This is a genomic window from Klebsiella pasteurii, from assembly GCF_018139045.1.
GTDB lineage: Bacteria > Pseudomonadota > Gammaproteobacteria > Enterobacterales > Enterobacteriaceae > Klebsiella > Klebsiella grimontii.
The window spans coordinates 2,617,199-2,636,106 of the sequence record NZ_CP073236.1; the positions used below are offsets into that span (position 1 = coordinate 2,617,199).

Genomic DNA, 18,908 nt, shown 5'->3' on the forward strand with positions numbered 1-18,908 from the left:
CAATTGATATATATAGATATTACTGATGAGTATATTTTAGAGGCAATGGTCATATCTTATTTATGAATTATGATATTTTGCTTTTGTGATGAGCATCTTTATAGGAATAAGTGAAAATAATAATAAATAACGGGTAAGGAAAATCCGTCCGCGAAATAAATCCCGCAGACGGATAATTATGATTCAGCTACAGTCCGAGCGCTTTTTTACCGGCGTTAATGACGTCGATAATTTTATCGGTATCGTAAATACAACCTCGCCAGGTTCCACCGCTAACAGACTGTAACGCCGCCCACAGGCGGGTATCATCAGGTAAAAACGCATGGGCACGCAGTTCAGGATGCGCGGAGCGCATCGCCAGTTCATACGCCCCCTCCTCGGGCGTCAGCGGCCGATCGGTCGTGCCTATAAAATTAACGCTTCCGGTTAATTCATTACGATCGACGATAATTTCAATAATATCGTTATCACGTAATTTACCAATAGGCCCTCCAGCTAGCGCTTCCGGTGCAACATGACCAAAACAAGCTCCGGTTGAGACGCCGGAAAAGCGTGCATCAGTAATTAGCGAAACTGTTTTTCCCCAGGAAATATGCTTTAACGCCGAGGTCAGTTGATAGGTTTCTTCCATGCCGGTGCCCGAAGGACCTCCGCCAATCACCACCATAATATCGCCCTGCTCAATCTCCCCCTTCTTGATAGCGCCGATGGCCCGCGCTTCTGAGACAAATACCCGCGCTCTCCCCGTATGGCGATAAATGCCATCGCTATCTACAACCGACGCGTCAATAGCCGTTGCCTTAATTACCGAGCCTTCAGGAGCAATATTTCCGACCGGGAAACACACCGTTGATGTTAATCCACGGGACTTCGCCAGCGCAGGAGGAAGAATAACATCATCCGGATCTACACCATCCCGATCCCGCAAACACTGACGGAACTTCTCTCGCCGTTCCGAAGATTGCCACCAGTCCAGGTTTTCACCAACCGTCTGGCCCGTCACCGTCATAGCGTCTTCATGCAGCAGACCAAGTTGGCGTAAATGCAGCATCACTTCAGGTACGCCGCCAGCAAGGAAAGCGCGCACCGTCGGGTGATAATCGGGACCATTTGGCAGTACGCTTACCAGACGCGGCACCTTGCGGTTAATGCGCGTCCAGTGTTCAACATCAGGAATCGTGCATCCTGCCGCATAGGCGATCGCCGGTATATGCAGCAACAGGTTCGTTGAGCCGCCAAACGCAGCATGAATAACCATCGCATTTTCAATCGCCTTATCGGTCAAAATTTCGCGGGTGGTAATCCCCCTATGATCAAGATCGATCACGGCTCTCGCCGACTGACGGGCGATCTCCAGCCAGACATCTTGCCCGGATGGCGCCAGGGCCGAATGCGGCAGAGCCAGTCCCAGCGCTTCCGCCACCACCTGCGACGTTCCGGCTGTTCCCAGAAACTGGCACCCACCTCCCGGCGAAGCGCAGGCACGGCAGCCCAGTTCAGACGCTTCCTGCAACGACAATTCATGATTGGCGTAACGCGCGCCGATAGTCTGTACTTTCCCGGCATCTTCGCCAACGGTCGGCGGCAGAGTTGCGCCTCCGGGTACCAGAATCGTTGGCAGGTCATGCATTGACGCCAGAGCGATCATGGTCGCTGGTAACCCCTTGTCGCAGGTGGCCACGCCAATGACCGCACGACGCGTCGGTAAAGAGCGAATCAGGCGGCGAAAAACCATAGCCGCATCATTACGATAGGGTAAAGAATCAAACATACCGTGCGTCCCCTGTGAACGACCGTCGCATGGATCGCTGACATAAGCCGCAAATGGGATACCGTCATTGCGCGTAATTTCCTTCGCCGCCGCCTGCATTTGCAGACCAATCTCCCAGTGCCCGGTATGGTACCCCAGTGCGACTGGCCGCCCGTCCCCGGCACGGATCCCACCTTGAGTCCCGATAATCAAGACTTCTTTACCCGTCAGTTTGTTCGCATCCCAACCCATACCCGCGTTCTGCGTCATACCGAACAGATTACCGCTTGGCGACTCCATCAGCATTTGCGGCGTTAAAGGCAGCGCCCCCTGAGGGCCAGCAGCATGGGTGGTAACGGCGTAAAAACGCTCATTTTGCGGCGTGAAGATGTTATCAATAGCCATAGTTATCCTTGCGTGCTAGCAGAGTTGAAGTCGTTGAAGCAGAGTGGCTAACTGCGCTTTTTTCTCTGTATTAAGCGGTGCAGCGGGTGGGAGAACATAGGTTGAAATCGGCTGACCGCAAAGCGCCATAGCCTCTTTGATAACATTCACAAATGGTGTATCAAGCTGATATATCTGCGGAATTTGCAGTAAGGTCTGGTTCAGTTTTGACGCCTGCGCCAGATCCCCGTCGCGAAAAGCCTGCAACAAACCAACTGAAAGCTGAGGCGCAAAGTTGCCGCTCGCAGAAATAGCGCCATCGCCGCCCAACAGCAGGGTATTGAAGAGATGGTCATCATATCCGCTAAATACGGAGAAGCGCGGATGCTCTGCCTTCACGAGGCTAATCATACTGCGCAAATGGGCGATAGAGTCGATGGTGTCTTTGATACCGACGATATTCGCACGTGAATCCGCCAGTTTTTTCACCAACGGCGGCGTCAGATCCTGGCCGGTCAGGGCCGGGAAGTTATACAAAATCACCGGTAACGTGACGCTATCAGCCACCTGCTGAAAATAGTGGATTAGGTTCGCTTCAGAGACTTTCCAGTAGTAGGGATTGATAACGACAATCCCATCCGCACCGTTTTGCTGCGCATGCTGGCTGAGCGCGATCGTCTCGCGAGCATTCGTTCCGCCGGTACCAATCAGCACCGGAACACGCCCATTCACATGCGCGATGGCGAAAGCGGCAATGTTTTTTCGTTCCTCTACGTTGAGCTGAGAAAACTCCCCGCCGCTGCCGAGAAAAAACAGTCCATCAACGCCCGCAGCGATCAGGTTGTCAATTAGCGCCCCGGTGCCTTGTCGATCAAAATCGCCTTCAGGCGTAAAAATAGTTGAGACAGGAGGGATAATCCCCGCGAAATGGGCACTATGCTGCATATCCTTTCCCCTTAGTTTATGCTTGTTCTACATTATAGAACAGCGTTCATTAATTTAACGTTTATACTATGACGCCTTGAAGGGAAAGGTAAACGTGGTTACGCGCAAGAGTCTGGTTTTTATTATCTGGATCACAGAAAGAGTGAAAACCATCGAGTGGTTTGTATTGTCTTTGCCACCCGCGCCAGCTGGACGATAAGGTATTGACCAAAGTACCGCGATTGTATGGAGGTATAGCCCTGGTAGGGCGTCGCGGCTTTCTTACGCAGCGCCCGTTTGGTTCGGCTATGGAAGTAATTCGAAGGTAATTGAGATCAGCGTGTCCGGGTTAATCTCATCGGGGGTGCTGCTATAGAGCGAACCGGCCTGACCATAGAGCGTAACCGTTCCGCCTTTAAAACCCGATGATAATACCTTCGCCATCAGAGGATCGGTTTGTTTATCGTACACCATCGTTGAATTCATCGTATTAAGTATCGGCGTACCATCAAGCTTTTTCTCCAGAATATTCAAGGATAAAGTCTCATTCTGCTTGTACGGAGCCTTCCCTTTTTTATCAATCACAAAATAGACGCCATTAGGCAAAACCTCATATTTCTTGTTTTTGATTTTAGCCATGATTCTTTTTTCAATATCAACGTACTTAGACGATAGTTTTTCGTTAAGCATATTGACGATACTTTCTATTTCATTTTCTTTAATTTTAAGTTTTTTATTATAAGCGTCGTTAAACCCGGAAACCAACGCTGAAGGCGCTAGCTTGACATTATTGTCGGCCATTTTATTTACATCGGATAGCGCCTGAGTCAGGTAGAACACGCCGAGCGCATAGGCATTTTTGTTGCTTTTATCCGCCAGGTTTACATCGCTTTGCTTGATGGCCAGGCTATCGAGCGTAGACTGTAATTCTTTATTTTTATCATTCAAAGCAGCGACTGAAGCATCATATTTTTTCTGCGCCGTTTCAGCCGCCGCGATGAGCTCAGCGTTCTTTTTCGACAGCGCGTCGAGAGCGGTTTTCTGCTGGCTTTCGCCCTGCGTATTCTCATTTTTCAGCGCGGCGATCTTCGCCGACAGCACGCGGGTGGTCTCATCCAGCTTTTTCTGCGTCGCTGCTGCTGCTGCGCGAAGTTCCAGATTCTTTCCTGTCAGCGTATCGATGGTGGTTTTTTGCTGGCTCTCTCCCTGCTCCTTCTGGGTTTGCAGCGCGGCGATTTGCACCGACTTCGTGCGGGTCGTGTCATCCAGTTTTTTTTGCGCCGTATCGGCGGCGGCGGTCAGCTCGGCATTCTTTTTCGTTAGCGCATCAAGCGCGGTTTTCTGCCCGCTTTCGCGCTGCGCATTCTGAGCCTTCAATGCGCTAATCTGCGCCGACAGGTCGCGGGTCGTGTCATCCAGCTTTTTTTGCGCCGTATCGGCGGCGGCGGTCAGCTCGGCGTTCTTTTTCGTTAGCGCATCCAGCGCGGTTTTCTGCCCGCTTTCGCGCTGCGCATTCTGAGCCTTCAATGCGCTAATCTGCGCCGACAGGTCGCGGGTCGTGTCATCCAGCTTTTTTTGCGCCGTATCGGCGGCGGCGGTCAGCTCGGCGTTCTTTTTCGTTAGCGCATCCAGCGCGGTTTTCTGCCCGCTTTCGCGCTGCGCATTCTGAGCCTTCAATGCGCTAATCTGCGCCGACAGGTCGCGGGTCGTGTCATCCAGCTTTTTTTGCGCCGTATCAGCGGCGGCGGTCAGCTCGGCGTTCTTCTTCATTAGCGCGCTAACGGCGGCAGGATCGCCGCTCTCTTGCTGCCCACGCTGTGCTTTCAGCGCGGCAATCTGCGCCGACAGCTGGCGCGTCGTTTCATCGAGCTTTTTCTCTGCCGCTTTGGCCGCAGCGGTCAGTTCCGCATTCTGTTTCCGCAAAGCGTTAAGCGTACTTTCAGTTTTCGTCTGATTCACTTTCTTTCTGACGACGTCCTGCTTCTGCGGTGCTTTTTTATCACGGCTATCGTTATGTTGATTAGCCGACGCCGAATCTCCACTGGCGGCGTCTGAGGCCGGCGGATTTTTTATTTCGAGTTTCGATATATTATCAAGGAAGTCTCCCCTCTCAGCACGAGCGGGAAACATCACAATAAGGGTAAAGAGAGACAATAAAATCGCAAAACCGCGAAGATTATATATATTCAATTTCCCCTTATGGTACATCATCTGGCCAGCCCATCCTTAAGCTCGGCTTTTCTTGCCCGGCTTTCGAACTCTTTAATTAATTTCTGCGAAATACTATTACACTTATCATTTATCTTGTATTCAAAAAGTGGAGTAATCGTTGACTTTACGCTGGCCGACGTTTGGCTTGAAACAGAAGCATAAAACTTAGCGTCGTTGATTAAACCATACAGCTCGTTTGAATCCTGCTGAAACTTTTTATCGAGCTTAACCAAAGCGTCAGCATCCTGGATACACTGTTGTAGGGCAGGAATCTGAGCTGGCTGTTCATTTTGAATCACATCTTTTTTTATTAGTGCGCTCTGTGGTTTTTTAACATTAGTACACCCCTGTAATAAACCTACAGAAATACACACCAATGCTAATAAGCTATTTCTTATCATTTTCCCATCCATTAGAAAAAAAGTTCAAAAAATATATTTGTCGATTCCAGCAGAAAAAATTTTAACAAACAACGCCAGGCGTTAGATTTGCCATTAATTCAGAAAAAACACACAAAAAGGCTATTTTTTAACCAATTAATAGATGGGAATTATCCTGGTGCAAAGCGATATTTTTATCTGAGATTTTACTCAAATTCATATTTTTAATAGCAAACTGCAGTTTATATGCCTGATATTCAACGGGCGTTTGCCAAATCAAATCAGGCATAAGTTTTTTCTAAATCCAGACCAAAAGATCACTCACTCCACTTCGGTCTGGCCACCGTATTCTTCTTCAGAAGATTGCGAAACTCCTTCAGGTAAGGTTCATTGCTGCGCCCGCGTTTGCATATCGCTGAGAAAGGAGATTGAAAGCCAAACTCATTGGGTAACAGCACGCGCAGGCGATTCTCCTTAATCCACGGCCAGGCGTAGTGCTCGGGAAGGTAGCCGATATATTTCCCGGACAGGATCAGCAGCAGCTGCGCATCGACGGTTTCAACGGTCGCGCTGCCTTTGCTGAAGCCACGCCGCCGCAGATCGCTGGTATTCCAGTAGCTGCGCGTCACCAGCGGACACTGGCTGATCAGATCCTTATCAAGGTGCCGGCTAAAGAACATAGGATGCAGGTCGCTACAGTAGAGCCAGTGCTGCTCGCGATAGAGTGGTTCACTGATGATGTTGTGCACCCGCGAGTTATAGCTGCCGATAGCGAGATCGATATGGTTATTCAGTACGCCGTTTAGCTGTTCCGCCGGGGTACGAATAATCAGCTTGATATGCACATTGGGAAACTTATCGCTAAAGCTGCGCAGCACCACCGGCAGCGACAGCGCGGTTTCCGTTTCGATGGAATCGAGCGTTGAGATACAAATCGTACCGCTATGCTCGCCTTTCAGCAGCGCCGACTGACGCTCCAGCTCGTTCAGTTCACTCAGCACGCGGATCGCCTGCTGTAAAAAATGCTGCCCTTTTTCGGTCAGCGCAAAACCGCCGCGCCCTCGCTGGCACAGGCTAAAGCCAAGCTGGCCTTCCAGTTGCGACATCGCATTGCTGATTGCGGAAACGGAAATCCCCAGCTCCTGCTGGGCCCGGCCATAGCTCTCAAGACGGGCCACCGCCTCAAAAACCTGGAGCTGTCGAATGTTGAGCGTCGCGTCGTTAAGCATGGCGTTTAGTTCACGAATAAATGAACTAAGTATTTGCGGCAGACGATTTAAAGTCCAGCACATCTTTCGCACTATCCCAGTTGTTGAGTTTTGTTGGTCAGATTCAGGAGCTGAAATGGATAACGTCTTTCATCAACCGCAGGGTGGCAACGAGATGCCGCGTTTTGGTGGCCGCGCCACAATGATGCGCCTGCCATTTATTGATAATTTACAGGGACTTGATGCAGCATTTGTCGGCATCCCGCTGGATATCGGAACCTCACAGCGTTCCGGAACGCGCTACGGCCCGCGCTACATTCGCACCGAATCGGTGATGATTCGTCCGTACAACATGGCCACCGGCGCCGCGCCTTTTGATTCCCTGTCGGTAGCGGATATCGGCGACGTACCGATTAACACCTACAATCTGCTCAAATCGGTGCAAATTATCGAAGATTACTACACCGGTTTAAATAGTTTTCCGCTTATCCCCCTGACTCTCGGGGGCGATCACACCATTACCCTGCCCATACTGCGCGCGCTGACCAAAAAGCACGGTCCGGTTGGGCTGATTCACGTCGATGCCCACACCGATACCAACGATGAGATGTTCGGCGAAAAGATCGCCCACGGCACCACCTTCCGCCGCGCCGTCGAAGAGGGGCTGCTGGATCTCAAACGCGTCGTCCAGATAGGCCAACGCGCGCAGGGCTACGACGCCGGCGACTTCCAGTGGGGCGTCGATCGCGGCTTTCGTCTGGTCCAGGCGGAGCAGTGCTGGCACAAATCCCTGGCCCCACTGATGGCCGAGGTTCGCCAGCAGATGGGAGATGGCCCGGTTTATCTCAGCTTTGATATCGATAGCCTCGACCCCATCTGGGCACCCGGTACCGGCACTCCGGAAGTCGGCGGCCTGACGTCGATTCAGGCGCTGGAAATCGTGCGCGGCTGCCGCGGCCTGAACCTCATAGGTTGCGACCTGGTCGAGGTCTCGCCTCCCTACGATGTCAGCGGCAACACATCCCAGCTGGCCGCCAACCTGCTGTATGAAATGCTCTGCGTTCTCCCCGGCGTGAAATACCCATAGAGGAAAAACCATGCAGCTTAATGTCTTTCGTACGCTGTGGGGCGTCACCACCCCGTGGGAGCAAACGGTCAACGAACTCAAAAACGTCGGCTGCTGCGGCATTGAAGCGCGGGTTCCGCTGACGGTGGAAGAGCAGCGGGCGCTGGCCCAACGCATCGAAGCGTCCGCGCTGGAGTATATCGCCATTGTCTTCAGCGGCGGCGGCGTCATTCCGGCCCAGAGCGAAACGCCCGCGCAGCACCTGGAGCGCTTAAAAGAACGTTTTGCGGCGGCAAAAGCGCTTAATCCGCGCTTCGTCAACCTGCTGGCCGGTAACGACCGCTGGCCGCTGGCGCAGCAGGTGGATTTTCTCGGCAGGGCGCATGAGCTCGCCGCCGAATATGAGCTGTTCTGCAGCTTTGAAACCCATCGCGCCACGTCGCTGTATAGCCCGTGGCTAACGCTGGAGATCGTTCAACAGCTGCCGCAGCTACGATTTACCGCCGATATCAGCCACTGGATCGTGGTAAGCGAACGCCTGCTGGATGACCCCTGCGATGACTTCAGCGCCTTTATCGAACGGGTTCACCATATTCAGGCCCGCGTCGGCTACGACCAGGGACCGCAGGTGCCGCACCCCGCCGCGCCGGAATATCAGTCGGCCCTGCAGTTTCAACAGCGCTTCTGGGAACAGATCTGGCAATCGCAGCGCCGGCGCGGCTACCAGCAAACCACGCTTACGCCGGAGTTTGGCCCCGATGGCTACCTGCATCACCTGCCGTTTACCAACGTTCCGGTCGCCGACCTGTGGTCGCTGAATGCCTGGATGGCCCAGCGTGAACAGCGGCATTTTGTTGAATTCACCTCGCTAACTGAATAAGGAACTGGAGAAATGACCGCTGCAAAAAGTTCTTTTACTGAATTACCGACCATCGATATCAGCGACCTGAACTGCGACGATCTCGCCCGACGCCAGGCGGTGGCCGACGCTATCGGCCAGGCGGCCCGCGAAGTCGGCTTTTTCTACATTACCGGCCACGGCATCGCGCCTGAACTGATTGCTGGGGTCCGCGCGGCGGCCAAAGAGATTTTCGCCCTGCCGATGGAACGCAAGATGGCGTACTACATCGGGCAGTCGAAAAGCCATAAAGGCTACGTTCCGGAAGGCGAAGAGATTTACGGTTCCGGCAAGCCGGATCACAAAGAAGCGTTCGATATCGGCTTTCAGGCCGCTGACGACCACCCGTACGTCATGGCGAAAACGCCGCTGATTGGCGCCAACGAGTGGCCGGACGTGCCGGCGTTTAAATCCCGGGTGCTGGCCTACTATGAGGCGGTTTTCGCCCTTGGACATCGCCTGTTTGATGCCTTCGCTCTCGCCCTTGGCCTGCCGGAAGGCTATTTCAAGTCGATGGTCACCTGCCCACCATCGAAGCTGCGCCTGATCCACTACCCCTTTGACGCCAGCGCCGAAGACGTTCCCGGTATTGGTGCACATACCGACTATGAGTGCTTCACCCTGCTGCTCGCCGACCAGCCGGGTCTTGAAGTGCTGAATGAGGATAGCGACTGGATCGACGCCCCGCCGCTGAAGAACGCGACCGGAGAAGAGGCTTTCGTGATTAATATCGGCGACATGCTCGAAGTCCTGAGCGCTGGCACATTTGTTGCAACTGCACACCGCGTACGCAAGGTGCCGCAGGAACGCTACTCCTTCCCGCTGTTTTTCGCCTGCGACTACCACACGCTGATTCGCCCGCTGCCGGGCTTCCTTGAGGCAGGCGAAGCCAGCGAGTATCAAGAACTGAGCATTGGTGAGCATATGTGGAGCCAGGCGTTACAGACCTATCGCTACCTGCGCGAGAAAGTCACCCGAGGCGAGCTCCAGCTCCCCGAACGCGCCCGCGGCACTAACACCTTTGGCCATCTGAAAAAACAAGCACAGCAAAAAACCGTAAATAACCCGTGAGGATAAATGATGAACAAAACGCTAAAAAAACTCTCGCGCCGTGTGGCTTTATCCATCGCCGTCACCGCTTGTTTTTCACCGCTGGCTCAGGCCGCGGAGCTGCTGACCGAGGGCGTCTTTAAAGTGGGGATGGAGGTGACCTATCCGCCCTTTGAGTCCTACGACAGCAATAACAATATTGTCGGTATCGACCCGGAGTTCGCGGCGCTGATCGCCGAACATCTGAAGGCCAAACCACAGCTTATCGACACGAAATTCACCAGTCTGATCTTAGGCATCGGTAAAAAATACGATGCGGTGATCTCCGGTATGTACGTGACGCCCGAGCGTCAGAAGCAGGCGGACGCTATCCCTTATGCCCTGTCCGGCGCGTCAATCATTGCGCTGAAAAGCAGCGCTATTCAGCCAAAAACGGAAGACGAACTGTGCGGCGTGAAGGTAGGTCTGCAGGCGGGCACCGCCTGGGTTTCGAGCCTGAAAACGCACTCCGACGAGTACTGTCTGAAAAACGGCAAACCGGCCATTAGTATTCAGGAATTCCCGACCGCGCCGGAAGCGTCCCAGGCCCTGCTGTCGAAAAATATCAACGCCCAGTTAGAAATCGCCCCGGCGGCGCAAATTATCGTCGAGAAAAGCCGCGGCCGCCTGGCCATTAGCTCGAGCCGCCTGGTCTATCCGCTGCCTCTGGGAATCTACGTCGCCAAAGGCAACACCGAGCTGGCCGAGGCCATTAAATCAACGTTAGCCACCCTTAAAGCCAACGGCAAATATGACGCCATCATCAAGAAATACAACTTAGAAAGCATCAATTAATACAATAATGAAACGGGAGTCGGTATGGAGTTCGATTGGGGATACTTTTTCTCATTATTTAGCGTTGGGGCATTCTGGCAGGCATGTGTCACCGTCGTTGTCGTCAGTTCATTGTCCTGGTTTATTGGCCTGATATTAGGTTTTCTTTTAGCCTGCGCCAAGCTCTCCGGCCCGCGCTGGCTGAAGGTTCCCGTCGAACTCTATATTTGGTTTTTCCGCAGCGTGCCGCTGATGGTCCTGCTGGTCTTTGTCTATAACCTACCGCAGCTGTTTCCGGCCACCCAACCGCTGCTCGGCATTCCGTTTATTGCCGGGCTGGTATCGATGACGGTGACCGAAGCGGCCTATATGGCGGAAATCCATCGCGGCGGACTGCTTTCTGTCGCCAAAGGGCAAAGCGAAGCTGGCCATGCCTTAAGTTTTAGTTTTATCGGCGTTCAGCGCTTAATTATTATCCCGCAGGCGTTTCGTATTTCCCTGCCTACCCTGATTAACGAATACATCACCATCATCAAACTCAGCTCAATTCTGTCGGTTATTTCGCTGCCGGAACTGCTGCTGACCGGCCAGCGCCTGTATGCGCAGAATTTCCTCGTCATGGAGACGCTGCTGGCGGTCGCCGTCTATTACGTCATGGTAGTGACGGTGTTTACCTGGCTGTTCAGGGGGCTGGAAAACCTGCTGGATATTCAGCGTAAGCGTCCGCAAACGCTCAATGAGAGTGAATGCGCAACCCTGCGCCAGAACCTGAAGCCGCCGGTACAGACGCAAAAAGCGCAGGCCGCCAGCGGCAACCCACCGGCGCTGGATCTGCACGCCATCGAAAAATCCTGGGGCCAGCACCACGTGCTGAAAGGCATCGACCTCAAAGTGGAAAACGGCGAGGTAATCAGCATCATCGGCCCGTCCGGCTCCGGCAAGACTACCCTGATCCGTACGATTAACGCCCTTGAGAGCATCGACGGCGGCGAGATCATTCTTTACGGCGAGGATTATCTGAAAGGCGCATCCATTGTCGATAAACAGCAAATGCGCGCCGGCGTACGCCGTATCGGCATGGTGTTCCAGGGCTTCAACCTATTTCCCCACCGTACGGTGCTGGATAACGTGATGCTCGCCCCGCTCTATCACAAGCTGCTTGATCGCGTCGCCGCCAGGGAGCAAGCGCTGTGGCTGCTGGATCGCGTCGGTCTGCTGGCGCACGCCGAAAAGTACCCATACCAGCTCTCCGGTGGCCAGCAGCAGCGCGTAGCCATCGCCCGCGCCCTGGCGCTGAAACCGGACATCATGCTGTTTGATGAACCCACGTCGGCGCTGGACCCCGAACTGGTTGGCGAAGTGCTGAAGGTCATTCAGTCCCTCGCCCGCGAAGGCATGACGATGATTATCGTGACCCACGAGATGGACTTCGCCTTATCAATTTCTGACCGGGTGGTGATGATGGAAAACGGCGTCGTGCAGAGCGATATGCCGCCGCAACGCATTCGCGGCGATGTCGCCGATCCGTCCCTGACCCGCATTCGTGAATTTATGGGAGTACAATAAATGGCAACTGAACGGGAACTACGCCAGCAGCTGGCCGCCGCCTATCGTCTGGCGGCGCTCTTCGGCTGGGAAGACACGCTGTATACCCACTTCTCCGTACGCCTGCCCGGCGACGGCGAGCCGCGGTTTTTGATTAACCCCTTCGGCATGATGTTTGACGAAGTCACCGCCAGCAACTTAATCGTGGTCGATATGCAGGGGAAGGTCGTCGAAGGCAGCGCTCCGGCGAACTCGGCGGGCTTTACGATTCATAGCGCGGTCCATATGGCCCGCGAAGACGCCCACTGCGTGATCCACACCCATACGCTGCCGGGGATGGCAGTTGCCGCCTGCGCAGACGGGCTGCTGCAGCTTAACCAAATCAGCACCGAATTTTATCAACGCGTCGGCTACCATCCTTATGAAGGCGTGGCGTTCGATCTCGATGAACGCGTGCGGATCCAGCGCTCGCTCGGCGAGAACATCGCCATGATCCTGCAAAGCCACGGGCTGCTGTCGGTCGGCCGCACCGTCGCCGATGCGTTTTACATCATGTACTACCTGAACCGCGCCTGCGAGATTCAGATGGCCGCCGCGCAGCTGGCGCCGCTCGGCCCCATCCAGACGATACCCGAGCCGCTGAGCCGGCACGCCTGCGAGCAGTTGATGGGGGTTGAACATGAACGCCAGCTGGTGTGGCAGGCGTGGCTGCGCCGCCTCGACCGTCTTGATACTTCTTATAAGAGCTAATGCCTATGACTCAGTTCACCCTCGTCGTGGATTGTAACGATCCTCAGTATACCCGGGAGATTTGCGCCGCGTTCGCGCTATTCCCGGAAGTGAAAGCGGTTCTGCCAGAGGACCCCGCCGCCCGCGAGGCGCAATATGCCTGCTGCTGGTTTCCCGACCCGCAACTGCTGGTGCGCTCGCCTCAACTGAAGCTGATCCAGGCCGCGTCTGCCGGCGTCGACCATTTGCCCGCCAGCGTTTTCGCCAGCGATGTTCCGCTCTGTCGGGTGGTGGATGAAGATTTTCGTCACGGTATGTTTGAATACGCGCTGTGGGGCGTGCTGTGGTTTCAGCGGCGCTTTGACCGGGCGCTGGCTCACCAGCGCGAGCGCGTCTGGAAAATGTATCCGCAGCGAGCGGCAGCCGATTATCACGTTGGGGTCATGGGCCTCGGCGAAATTGGCGGCTATATCGCCGCGCAGCTTGCCGGATTGGGATATAAGGTTTCCGGCTGGGCGCGCAGTGAAAAATCCCTTGCTGGCGTGCGTTGTTATCACGGAGATGCTCAGGCTGGCGAATTTCTTGGCCAACTGGATGCGCTGATCAACGTCCTGCCGTTAACGGATCAGACGCGAGGCATCCTTGCCCACCCTTTACTGGAGCAACTACCTGACGGTGCAGCGCTAATTAACTGCGGACGCGGCGAGCATATGGTGAATCTGGACGTGCTCGAGGCGCTGGATAGCGGCAAGCTCTCCGGCGCGCTGCTGGACGTCTTCCCCGTCGAACCGCTGCCCCAGGAAGACCCGCTGTGGCAGCATCCGCAGGTGGTTATCACTCCGCATATGGCCTCCATCGCGCAGACGGAGGTGATTGCCCGCCAGCTGCTGGATAACATCCAGCGGCAGCGGCAGGCGCTGCCGCTGAAACACCTGGTGAATAAACAGAGCGGTTATTAACCCGGCGCTTCGGCGGCGGGATCGCCATGGGTTAACCGTTGCTCCGTCTGGTTAATGTGACGCTCAATGACCGCTCGACGCGCATCGTCAGGCGGTAATAGGTTCAGCAGCGTCTTCCACGCCGTCAGCGCCTCGCTAAAATGCGCCTGTTCTAACGCACTAAGCGCATACAGATTAAGCAGGCGGGCGTTAACGCGCTGGTGCGCCATCAGCTGACGCACCAGCGCGTCACCCCGTGGGTCCGATACCCGCAGCAGCGCCTCCGCATAGCTAAATGCCGCCCGATCGTTCTCTGGCGCCAGCGCGTAAGCGCGAGCATAAGCCTGAGTCACCATACCGGCGTTGTCCAGGATCCTGCCAATCCGCCCGAGCATAAGCCACTCCTCAACGTTGGCGTCCGGGTTTTGCCACAGTCTGGTGCGTAACCCGAGGGCCAGACGCCGCAAATCGTCTTCATCAAGCGGCAACGCCTTTGGTTCCTGTACCCGCGCCAGCAGGGCCGGCGTCTGGGCCACCGCCTGCTGCCAGATTCTCACCTGCTGATAGTGGCCGGTATGGCAATAGCTGGCCGCGCCTACCGCCAGCGCAATGACCGCGCCGGGTATATAAACCCACGGCCCGGTGGGTTTGCTCTCAGGCGCCCGGCCGGCAGAAAACGCCTCCAGTCCGATCCTGACGCGGCGGCGCGAACGGGCCACTATCGCCCAACCGCCGATGGCGATCGCGGTGGCCGGCAGTACCCACAGCAGAATAGTCAGCGGGGTTAATGGCGGATCGTAGGTGACGAAGTTGCCGTAGCGCGCCACCATGTAGTCCACGATATCATCGTTACTTTTCCCTTCCTGCATGAGCGCAAAAACTTTCTGCCGCAGATCTGCCGCGATCGCGGAACTGGAATCAGCAATGCTATTGTTCTGGCATTTCGGGCAGCGAAGCTGCTCCGTAAGCAGGCGAAACCGCTGTTCCTGCTCCTCATCTTTAAACGGCATGACATCAATAGCGGCCAGCGCGTGCGCGCAAAGCAGCAGCATCAGCGCACTCAGTAGAAATCTCATGGCGCGGCCTCCCTACTGTACTTCTCCCACAGCGGCCTGAATTCACGTTCCCACACCCGATCGTTAAGATCGCCCGCGTGGCGGTAGCGAATAATCCCCTGCCCATCGATCAAAAACGTCTCCGGCGCGCCGTAGACTCCGAGATCCAGGCCAAGCATTCCGTCACCGTCAAACAGGCTCAGCGCATAGGGATTGCCCAGCGTTTTCAGCCAGTCTATCGCTTTCAGCCGATCGTCTTTGTAGTTCAGACCAACCACGCGGATCCCCTGCGCGGAAAGCTGATTTAAATACCGATGCTCTGCGCGACACGTCGGGCACCAGGTTGCCCAGACGTTAAGCAGCAGCGGTTCGCCCTGACTCAGCACATCCGCCTGAAAATGCTGCTTGCTATCCTCCAACGCCTCAAGGCGAAAAAGCGGCACCGGCTGGCCAATCAGCGTCGACTCCAGGCTGGCGGGATCGTCCCCTTGCGCATTACGCGCCAGCTGCCATACCAGCAGCAGCATAATGGCCATAAAAATGACCAGCGGGATCACCATCATACCGCGCTTCATCCGACCTCCGCGGTAGGGTGTCCACGACGCCGGCGGTAGCGTGGATCGCTCAGGCACAATACTCCGCCCAACGCCATCAGCACTCCTCCCGCCCAAATCCAGCGCACGAACGGTTTATAATAGAGGCGCACGGCCCAGGCGCCGTTGCCCAGATCCTCACCCAGCGCGGCATAGAGATCGCGGGTAAATCCGCCGTCAACCGCCGCTTCGGTCATCATGGCGTTGCTGCTGGCGTAAAACCGTTTTTCCGCATTCAGTATCGCCTGCGGTTCGCCATTTCGCGTGACGCCAATGACCGCGACGGCAGCACGATAGTTTGGGCCGAGAATCTCTTTGACCTCCTGGAAGGAAAAGCGGTATTCATGGATGTCGACGCTGTCGCCCGTGCGCATACGCACATCGCGCTCCACGCTGTAATTTTGGCTAAAAGCGATGCCCACAATGGCGACCGCCAGCCCGAGGTGGCCTGCGACCATTCCCCAGTAGCTGAGTGTCTTTCTGGCGCCGCGTGAAACCCGCCAGGCGATCTCCGCCATCGCCAGCGTAAAGACCCAACAGGCCATCGCCAGCCCGACCACCGTCATGGCGACAATCTTATCGCCAAACCACCATGGCAACAGAAGCGCCAGCGCCAACGTGCTTGCGCTGGCGATAACCAGCAGCCGCCTGAGCCTGCGCGGGCGATCTCGCCCCCATCGCACCAGCGGGCCGATGCCCAGCAGCAGCGCAAACGGCGCCGTCAGCCCGCTGAACATCGTGTTAAAGAACGGCGCGCCAATCGAAATGCTGCCGAGGCCCAGCTGTTTATGCGCCAGCGGCAGCAGCGTACCCAGCAGCACCGCGAGCATCGCGGTAATCAGCAGAACGTTGTTGCCAAGCAGCAGTGACTCGCGCGACCAGAGCGCATTATTTACCCGCGAGCGCACCTTATAGCCACGCGCGGCGAACAGCAGCAAAGCGCCGCCAACCACCAGCACCATAAAGGCAAGAATAAACATGCCGCGCGCCGGATCGGAGGTAAAAGCATGAACCGAGACCAGCACGCCGGAACGCACCAGAAAGGTCCCCAGCAGACAGAGTGAAAATGCGCAGATGGCGAGCAGAAGCGTCCACGCCTTGAAGCTGGCGCGCTGTTCAGTAACCGCCAGCGAATGCAGCAGCGCGGTGCCGGCCAGCCATGGCATCAGTGACGCGTTTTCCACCGGATCCCAGAACCACCAGCCGCCCCAGCCCAGCTCGTAGTACGCCCATGCGGAGCCCAGCACAATACCGAGCGTCAGGAAGACCCACGCTGCCAGCGTCCACGGGCGTGAAAAGCGCGCGAAGGCGCTATCCAACCGTCCGCTCAACAGCGAGGCTATCGCCAGGGAAAAGGCGACCGAAAATCCAACATAGCCCATATACAGCAGCGGTGGATGGAAGATAAGCCCGGGGTCCTGCAACAGCGGATTCAGGTCGCGCCCTTCAATGGCGAATTCCGGCAGCGTACGGGCAAACGGGTTGGAGGTGAACAGAATAAACAGCAGAAAGCCGACGCTTATCATTCCCATCACCGCCAGCACTCGGGCAACGATATCGAGCGGCATCCGCCTGCTGAGCAGCGCTACCGCCAGCGTCCAGCCGCTCATCATCAGCACCCACAGCAGCAGCGAACCTTCATGAGCGCCCCAGGCCGCGGCCACGCGGTACCAGACCGGCAGCTGAGTATTGGCGTTGTTGACCACATAGTTCAGCGTAAAGTCGTTCGTAATCAAGGCGTTAATCAGCACCATAAAGGCGCCCATTACGAGGATAAACAGCAGCCCGGCAAATATCCGGGAAGAGGCCATCATTCGCCTATCGCCCCGCGCCGCGCCCCACAGCGGATAGACGGAAAGTAGTAGCGCAACGCCAAGCGCCAGACACAGCAGCCCGTTGCCGACTTCAGGCATCATGAGGAGGCATCCCTGTAGGCGCTATCCGGCCGGCGATGGTTTCTCTCCATCGCTTTTTCCACTTCCGGCGGGGTATAGCTCTCATCGTGTTTGGCGAGCACCTCTTTCGCCTGTACCCGGCGTTGTTCATCAAGCTCGCCCTGCACCACCACGCCCTGCCCTTCACGAAACAGGTCCGGCAGAATGCCGTCGTAGCTGACATCCACCGAACCTTCGGCGTCATAGATGCTAAAGCTCACCCGCAGCGAGTTCGGATCCCGCTTCACGCTGCCGGGCATGACCATCCCGCCGACGCGCAGACGCTGACCGGGCTCGGGCCGTTGCTGCGTTTCGCGCTTGCCATAGAGGATTTCGCCGGGCGTATAGAACAGGTCGATACTCGAGCGCAGCGCGTAAAGCACCAGCGCGGTGGTCAACGTGAGCCCGGCGAGGATCGTGAGGGCGACCCACAGCCGATTTTTGCGGCGAAGATTCATCTTGCCTCCTGCGCCGCGCGCATCCGGGCTTCACGAGCGCGCTGCTGTACGATGCCGCGCAGGATGATCCGATGCTGTATAACGCTGTGCGCGACCAGCGCCATTAGCGGGATAACGGTCAATGCCGCCGCCAGCCAGACGTAAAAGGCATAGCCGCCCATGGCCAGGAAATCGCTCCAGTTTGCAAATGCGCAGTTCATCGACGGCCCCTTTTTAAAATCAGCTCGCTTACCCACGGACGACGTTTTTCCATGAGCAAAATGAGATTCCGCATGCGCATTAGCGCCAGCGTGATAAACAGTAGCAGGTAGCCGATAATCGCCAGCCGCAGCGGCGTGCGCATCGCCGGGTCGATGCTTTGCTGCATATTCGTCGAACCCTGATGCAGGGTGTTCCACCACTCCACCGAGTAGTGAACGATCGGTAAATTCACCACGCCAATAAGCACCACAATACCCGCCGCGCGACCGGCCAGACGGCGGTCGTCAAAAGCGTGCCACAGCGCAATCGCGCCGACGTAAAGAAATAGCAGCACCAGCTCAGAGGTTAATCTGGCATCCCAAACCCACCAGGTGCCCCACATAGGTTTCCCCCACGCGGCTCCGGTCACCAGCGCCACAAAAGTAAATACCGCCCCCACGGGCGCCATTGCCGCCAGCGCCAGATTCGCCATCTTCATCTGCCAGACCACGCCAATAAATGCCGCCACCGCCATCAGGGCATAAATGCCCATAGACCACATGGCCGCCGGCACGTGCAGATAGATAATGCGATAGCTGTCGCCCTGCTGATAATCCGCGGGCGCAAAGCCAAATCCCCAGACCCAGCCCGCGAGTAGCACCAGCGCGCTGACGCAGCCCAGCCACGGCGCAACCCTGCCGCAGAGCTGATAAAGCCGCGGCGGATGCGTTAGTCGAATCCCTGTTTTCCTCATATTTCAGTCACCAGAAATAAAGATGAATCTATTGATAA

Annotated in this window: 18 protein-coding genes; 7 read left to right on the top strand and 11 right to left on the bottom strand. The window is 55.9% G+C overall.

The annotated features are described in order from the left end of the window. Nucleotides 1–187: 187 nt before the first annotated feature. From KCG39_RS12190 to KCG39_RS12210, 5 genes are all read right to left on the bottom strand, one after another. Entirely contained in the window at nt 188–2,155 is a 1,968-nt protein-coding gene (locus KCG39_RS12190) for a YjhG/YagF family D-xylonate dehydratase (protein ID WP_004123858.1), read from the bottom strand. A 15-nt stretch (nt 2,156–2,170) separates the two neighbouring features. After that, nucleotides 2,171–3,079, bottom strand: coding sequence for a dihydrodipicolinate synthase family protein (locus KCG39_RS12195; RefSeq protein WP_142468439.1), 909 nt, complete (start codon nt 3,077–3,079; stop codon nt 2,171–2,173). A 285-nt stretch (nt 3,080–3,364) separates the two neighbouring features. Further along, complete coding sequence (locus tag KCG39_RS12200) at nt 3,365–5,269, bottom strand: FKBP-type peptidyl-prolyl cis-trans isomerase N-terminal domain-containing protein (protein ID WP_211811616.1); 1,905 nt, start codon at nt 5,267–5,269, stop codon at nt 3,365–3,367. Then, entirely contained in the window at nt 5,266–5,670 is a 405-nt protein-coding gene (locus KCG39_RS12205) for a hypothetical protein (protein ID WP_004123864.1), read from the bottom strand. Before KCG39_RS12205 ends, KCG39_RS12200 begins: the two co-directional genes overlap by 4 nt. Before the next feature lie 296 nt (nt 5,671–5,966). After that, nucleotides 5,967–6,878: a LysR family transcriptional regulator gene (locus KCG39_RS12210; protein ID WP_032742189.1), complete on the bottom strand. Its 912-nt coding sequence runs from the start codon at nt 6,876–6,878 to the stop codon at nt 5,967–5,969. A 115-nt stretch (nt 6,879–6,993) separates the two neighbouring features. Here KCG39_RS12210 and speB point away from each other — a divergent pair, with 115 nt between their 5' ends. From speB to KCG39_RS12245, 7 genes are read left to right on the top strand one after another with little or no spacing between them, the layout of a single operon-like run. Beyond that, the gene (gene speB, locus KCG39_RS12215; protein ID WP_211811617.1) at nt 6,994–7,944 is read left to right on the top strand and encodes an agmatinase; all 951 of its coding nucleotides are present in this window, start codon (nt 6,994–6,996) and stop codon (nt 7,942–7,944) included. A gap of 10 nt (nt 7,945–7,954) precedes the next feature. Continuing rightward, nucleotides 7,955–8,803: a sugar phosphate isomerase/epimerase family protein gene (locus KCG39_RS12220; RefSeq protein ID WP_142468441.1), complete on the top strand. Its 849-nt coding sequence runs from the start codon at nt 7,955–7,957 to the stop codon at nt 8,801–8,803. Between the two features lie 12 nt (nt 8,804–8,815). Then, the gene (locus KCG39_RS12225) at nt 8,816–9,892 is read left to right on the top strand and encodes an isopenicillin N synthase family dioxygenase (protein WP_004123875.1); all 1,077 of its coding nucleotides are present in this window, start codon (nt 8,816–8,818) and stop codon (nt 9,890–9,892) included. 9 nt (nt 9,893–9,901) lie between these two features. Further along, complete coding sequence (locus KCG39_RS12230; protein ID WP_004123877.1) at nt 9,902–10,705, top strand: ABC transporter substrate-binding protein; 804 nt, start codon at nt 9,902–9,904, stop codon at nt 10,703–10,705. Nucleotides 10,706–10,729: 24 nt separating this feature from the next. After that, nucleotides 10,730–12,250, top strand: coding sequence for an amino acid ABC transporter permease/ATP-binding protein (locus KCG39_RS12235; RefSeq protein ID WP_142468442.1), 1,521 nt, complete (start codon nt 10,730–10,732; stop codon nt 12,248–12,250). Beyond that, nucleotides 12,251–12,979 (top strand): class II aldolase/adducin family protein, encoded by a 729-nt coding sequence (locus tag KCG39_RS12240; RefSeq protein WP_112167331.1) that lies wholly within the window; start codon nt 12,251–12,253, stop codon nt 12,977–12,979. It abuts the gene before it with no gap. A gap of 5 nt (nt 12,980–12,984) precedes the next feature. Further along, nucleotides 12,985–13,917 (top strand): 2-hydroxyacid dehydrogenase, encoded by a 933-nt coding sequence (locus KCG39_RS12245; RefSeq protein ID WP_142468443.1) that lies wholly within the window; start codon nt 12,985–12,987, stop codon nt 13,915–13,917. Here the strand turns inward: KCG39_RS12245 and KCG39_RS12250 are convergent. The 6 genes from KCG39_RS12250 to KCG39_RS12275 are packed head-to-tail and all read right to left on the bottom strand — an operon-like array spanning nt 13,914 to nt 18,870. Next, nucleotides 13,914–14,972, bottom strand: a complete 1,059-nt coding sequence (locus tag KCG39_RS12250; protein ID WP_142468444.1) for a cytochrome c-type biogenesis protein CcmH — start codon at nt 14,970–14,972, stop codon at nt 13,914–13,916. The two genes, KCG39_RS12245 and KCG39_RS12250, sit on opposite strands and share 4 nt — an antisense overlap. Continuing rightward, a complete protein-coding gene (locus tag KCG39_RS12255; RefSeq protein ID WP_004123886.1) occupies nt 14,969–15,526 on the bottom strand; it encodes a DsbE family thiol:disulfide interchange protein in 558 nt (185 codons plus the stop codon). The genes KCG39_RS12250 and KCG39_RS12255 overlap by 4 nt, the downstream gene beginning before the upstream one ends. Next, a complete protein-coding gene (locus KCG39_RS12260) occupies nt 15,523–17,460 on the bottom strand; it encodes a heme lyase CcmF/NrfE family subunit (RefSeq protein WP_112167334.1) in 1,938 nt (645 codons plus the stop codon). The genes KCG39_RS12255 and KCG39_RS12260 overlap by 4 nt, the downstream gene beginning before the upstream one ends. Further along, nucleotides 17,457–17,936 carry a cytochrome c maturation protein CcmE gene (gene ccmE / locus KCG39_RS12265; RefSeq protein WP_004123890.1) on the bottom strand — a complete coding sequence of 160 codons (480 nt, stop codon included), beginning with the start codon at nt 17,934–17,936 and terminating at the stop codon, nt 17,457–17,459. Before ccmE ends, KCG39_RS12260 begins: the two co-directional genes overlap by 4 nt. Continuing rightward, entirely contained in the window at nt 17,933–18,136 is a 204-nt protein-coding gene (gene ccmD, locus KCG39_RS12270) for a heme exporter protein CcmD (protein WP_004123891.1), read from the bottom strand. Before ccmD ends, ccmE begins: the two co-directional genes overlap by 4 nt. Further along, nucleotides 18,133–18,870, bottom strand: coding sequence for a heme ABC transporter permease (locus KCG39_RS12275; protein WP_087828906.1), 738 nt, complete (start codon nt 18,868–18,870; stop codon nt 18,133–18,135). The genes ccmD and KCG39_RS12275 overlap by 4 nt, the downstream gene beginning before the upstream one ends. Nucleotides 18,871–18,908 lie beyond the last annotated feature (38 nt).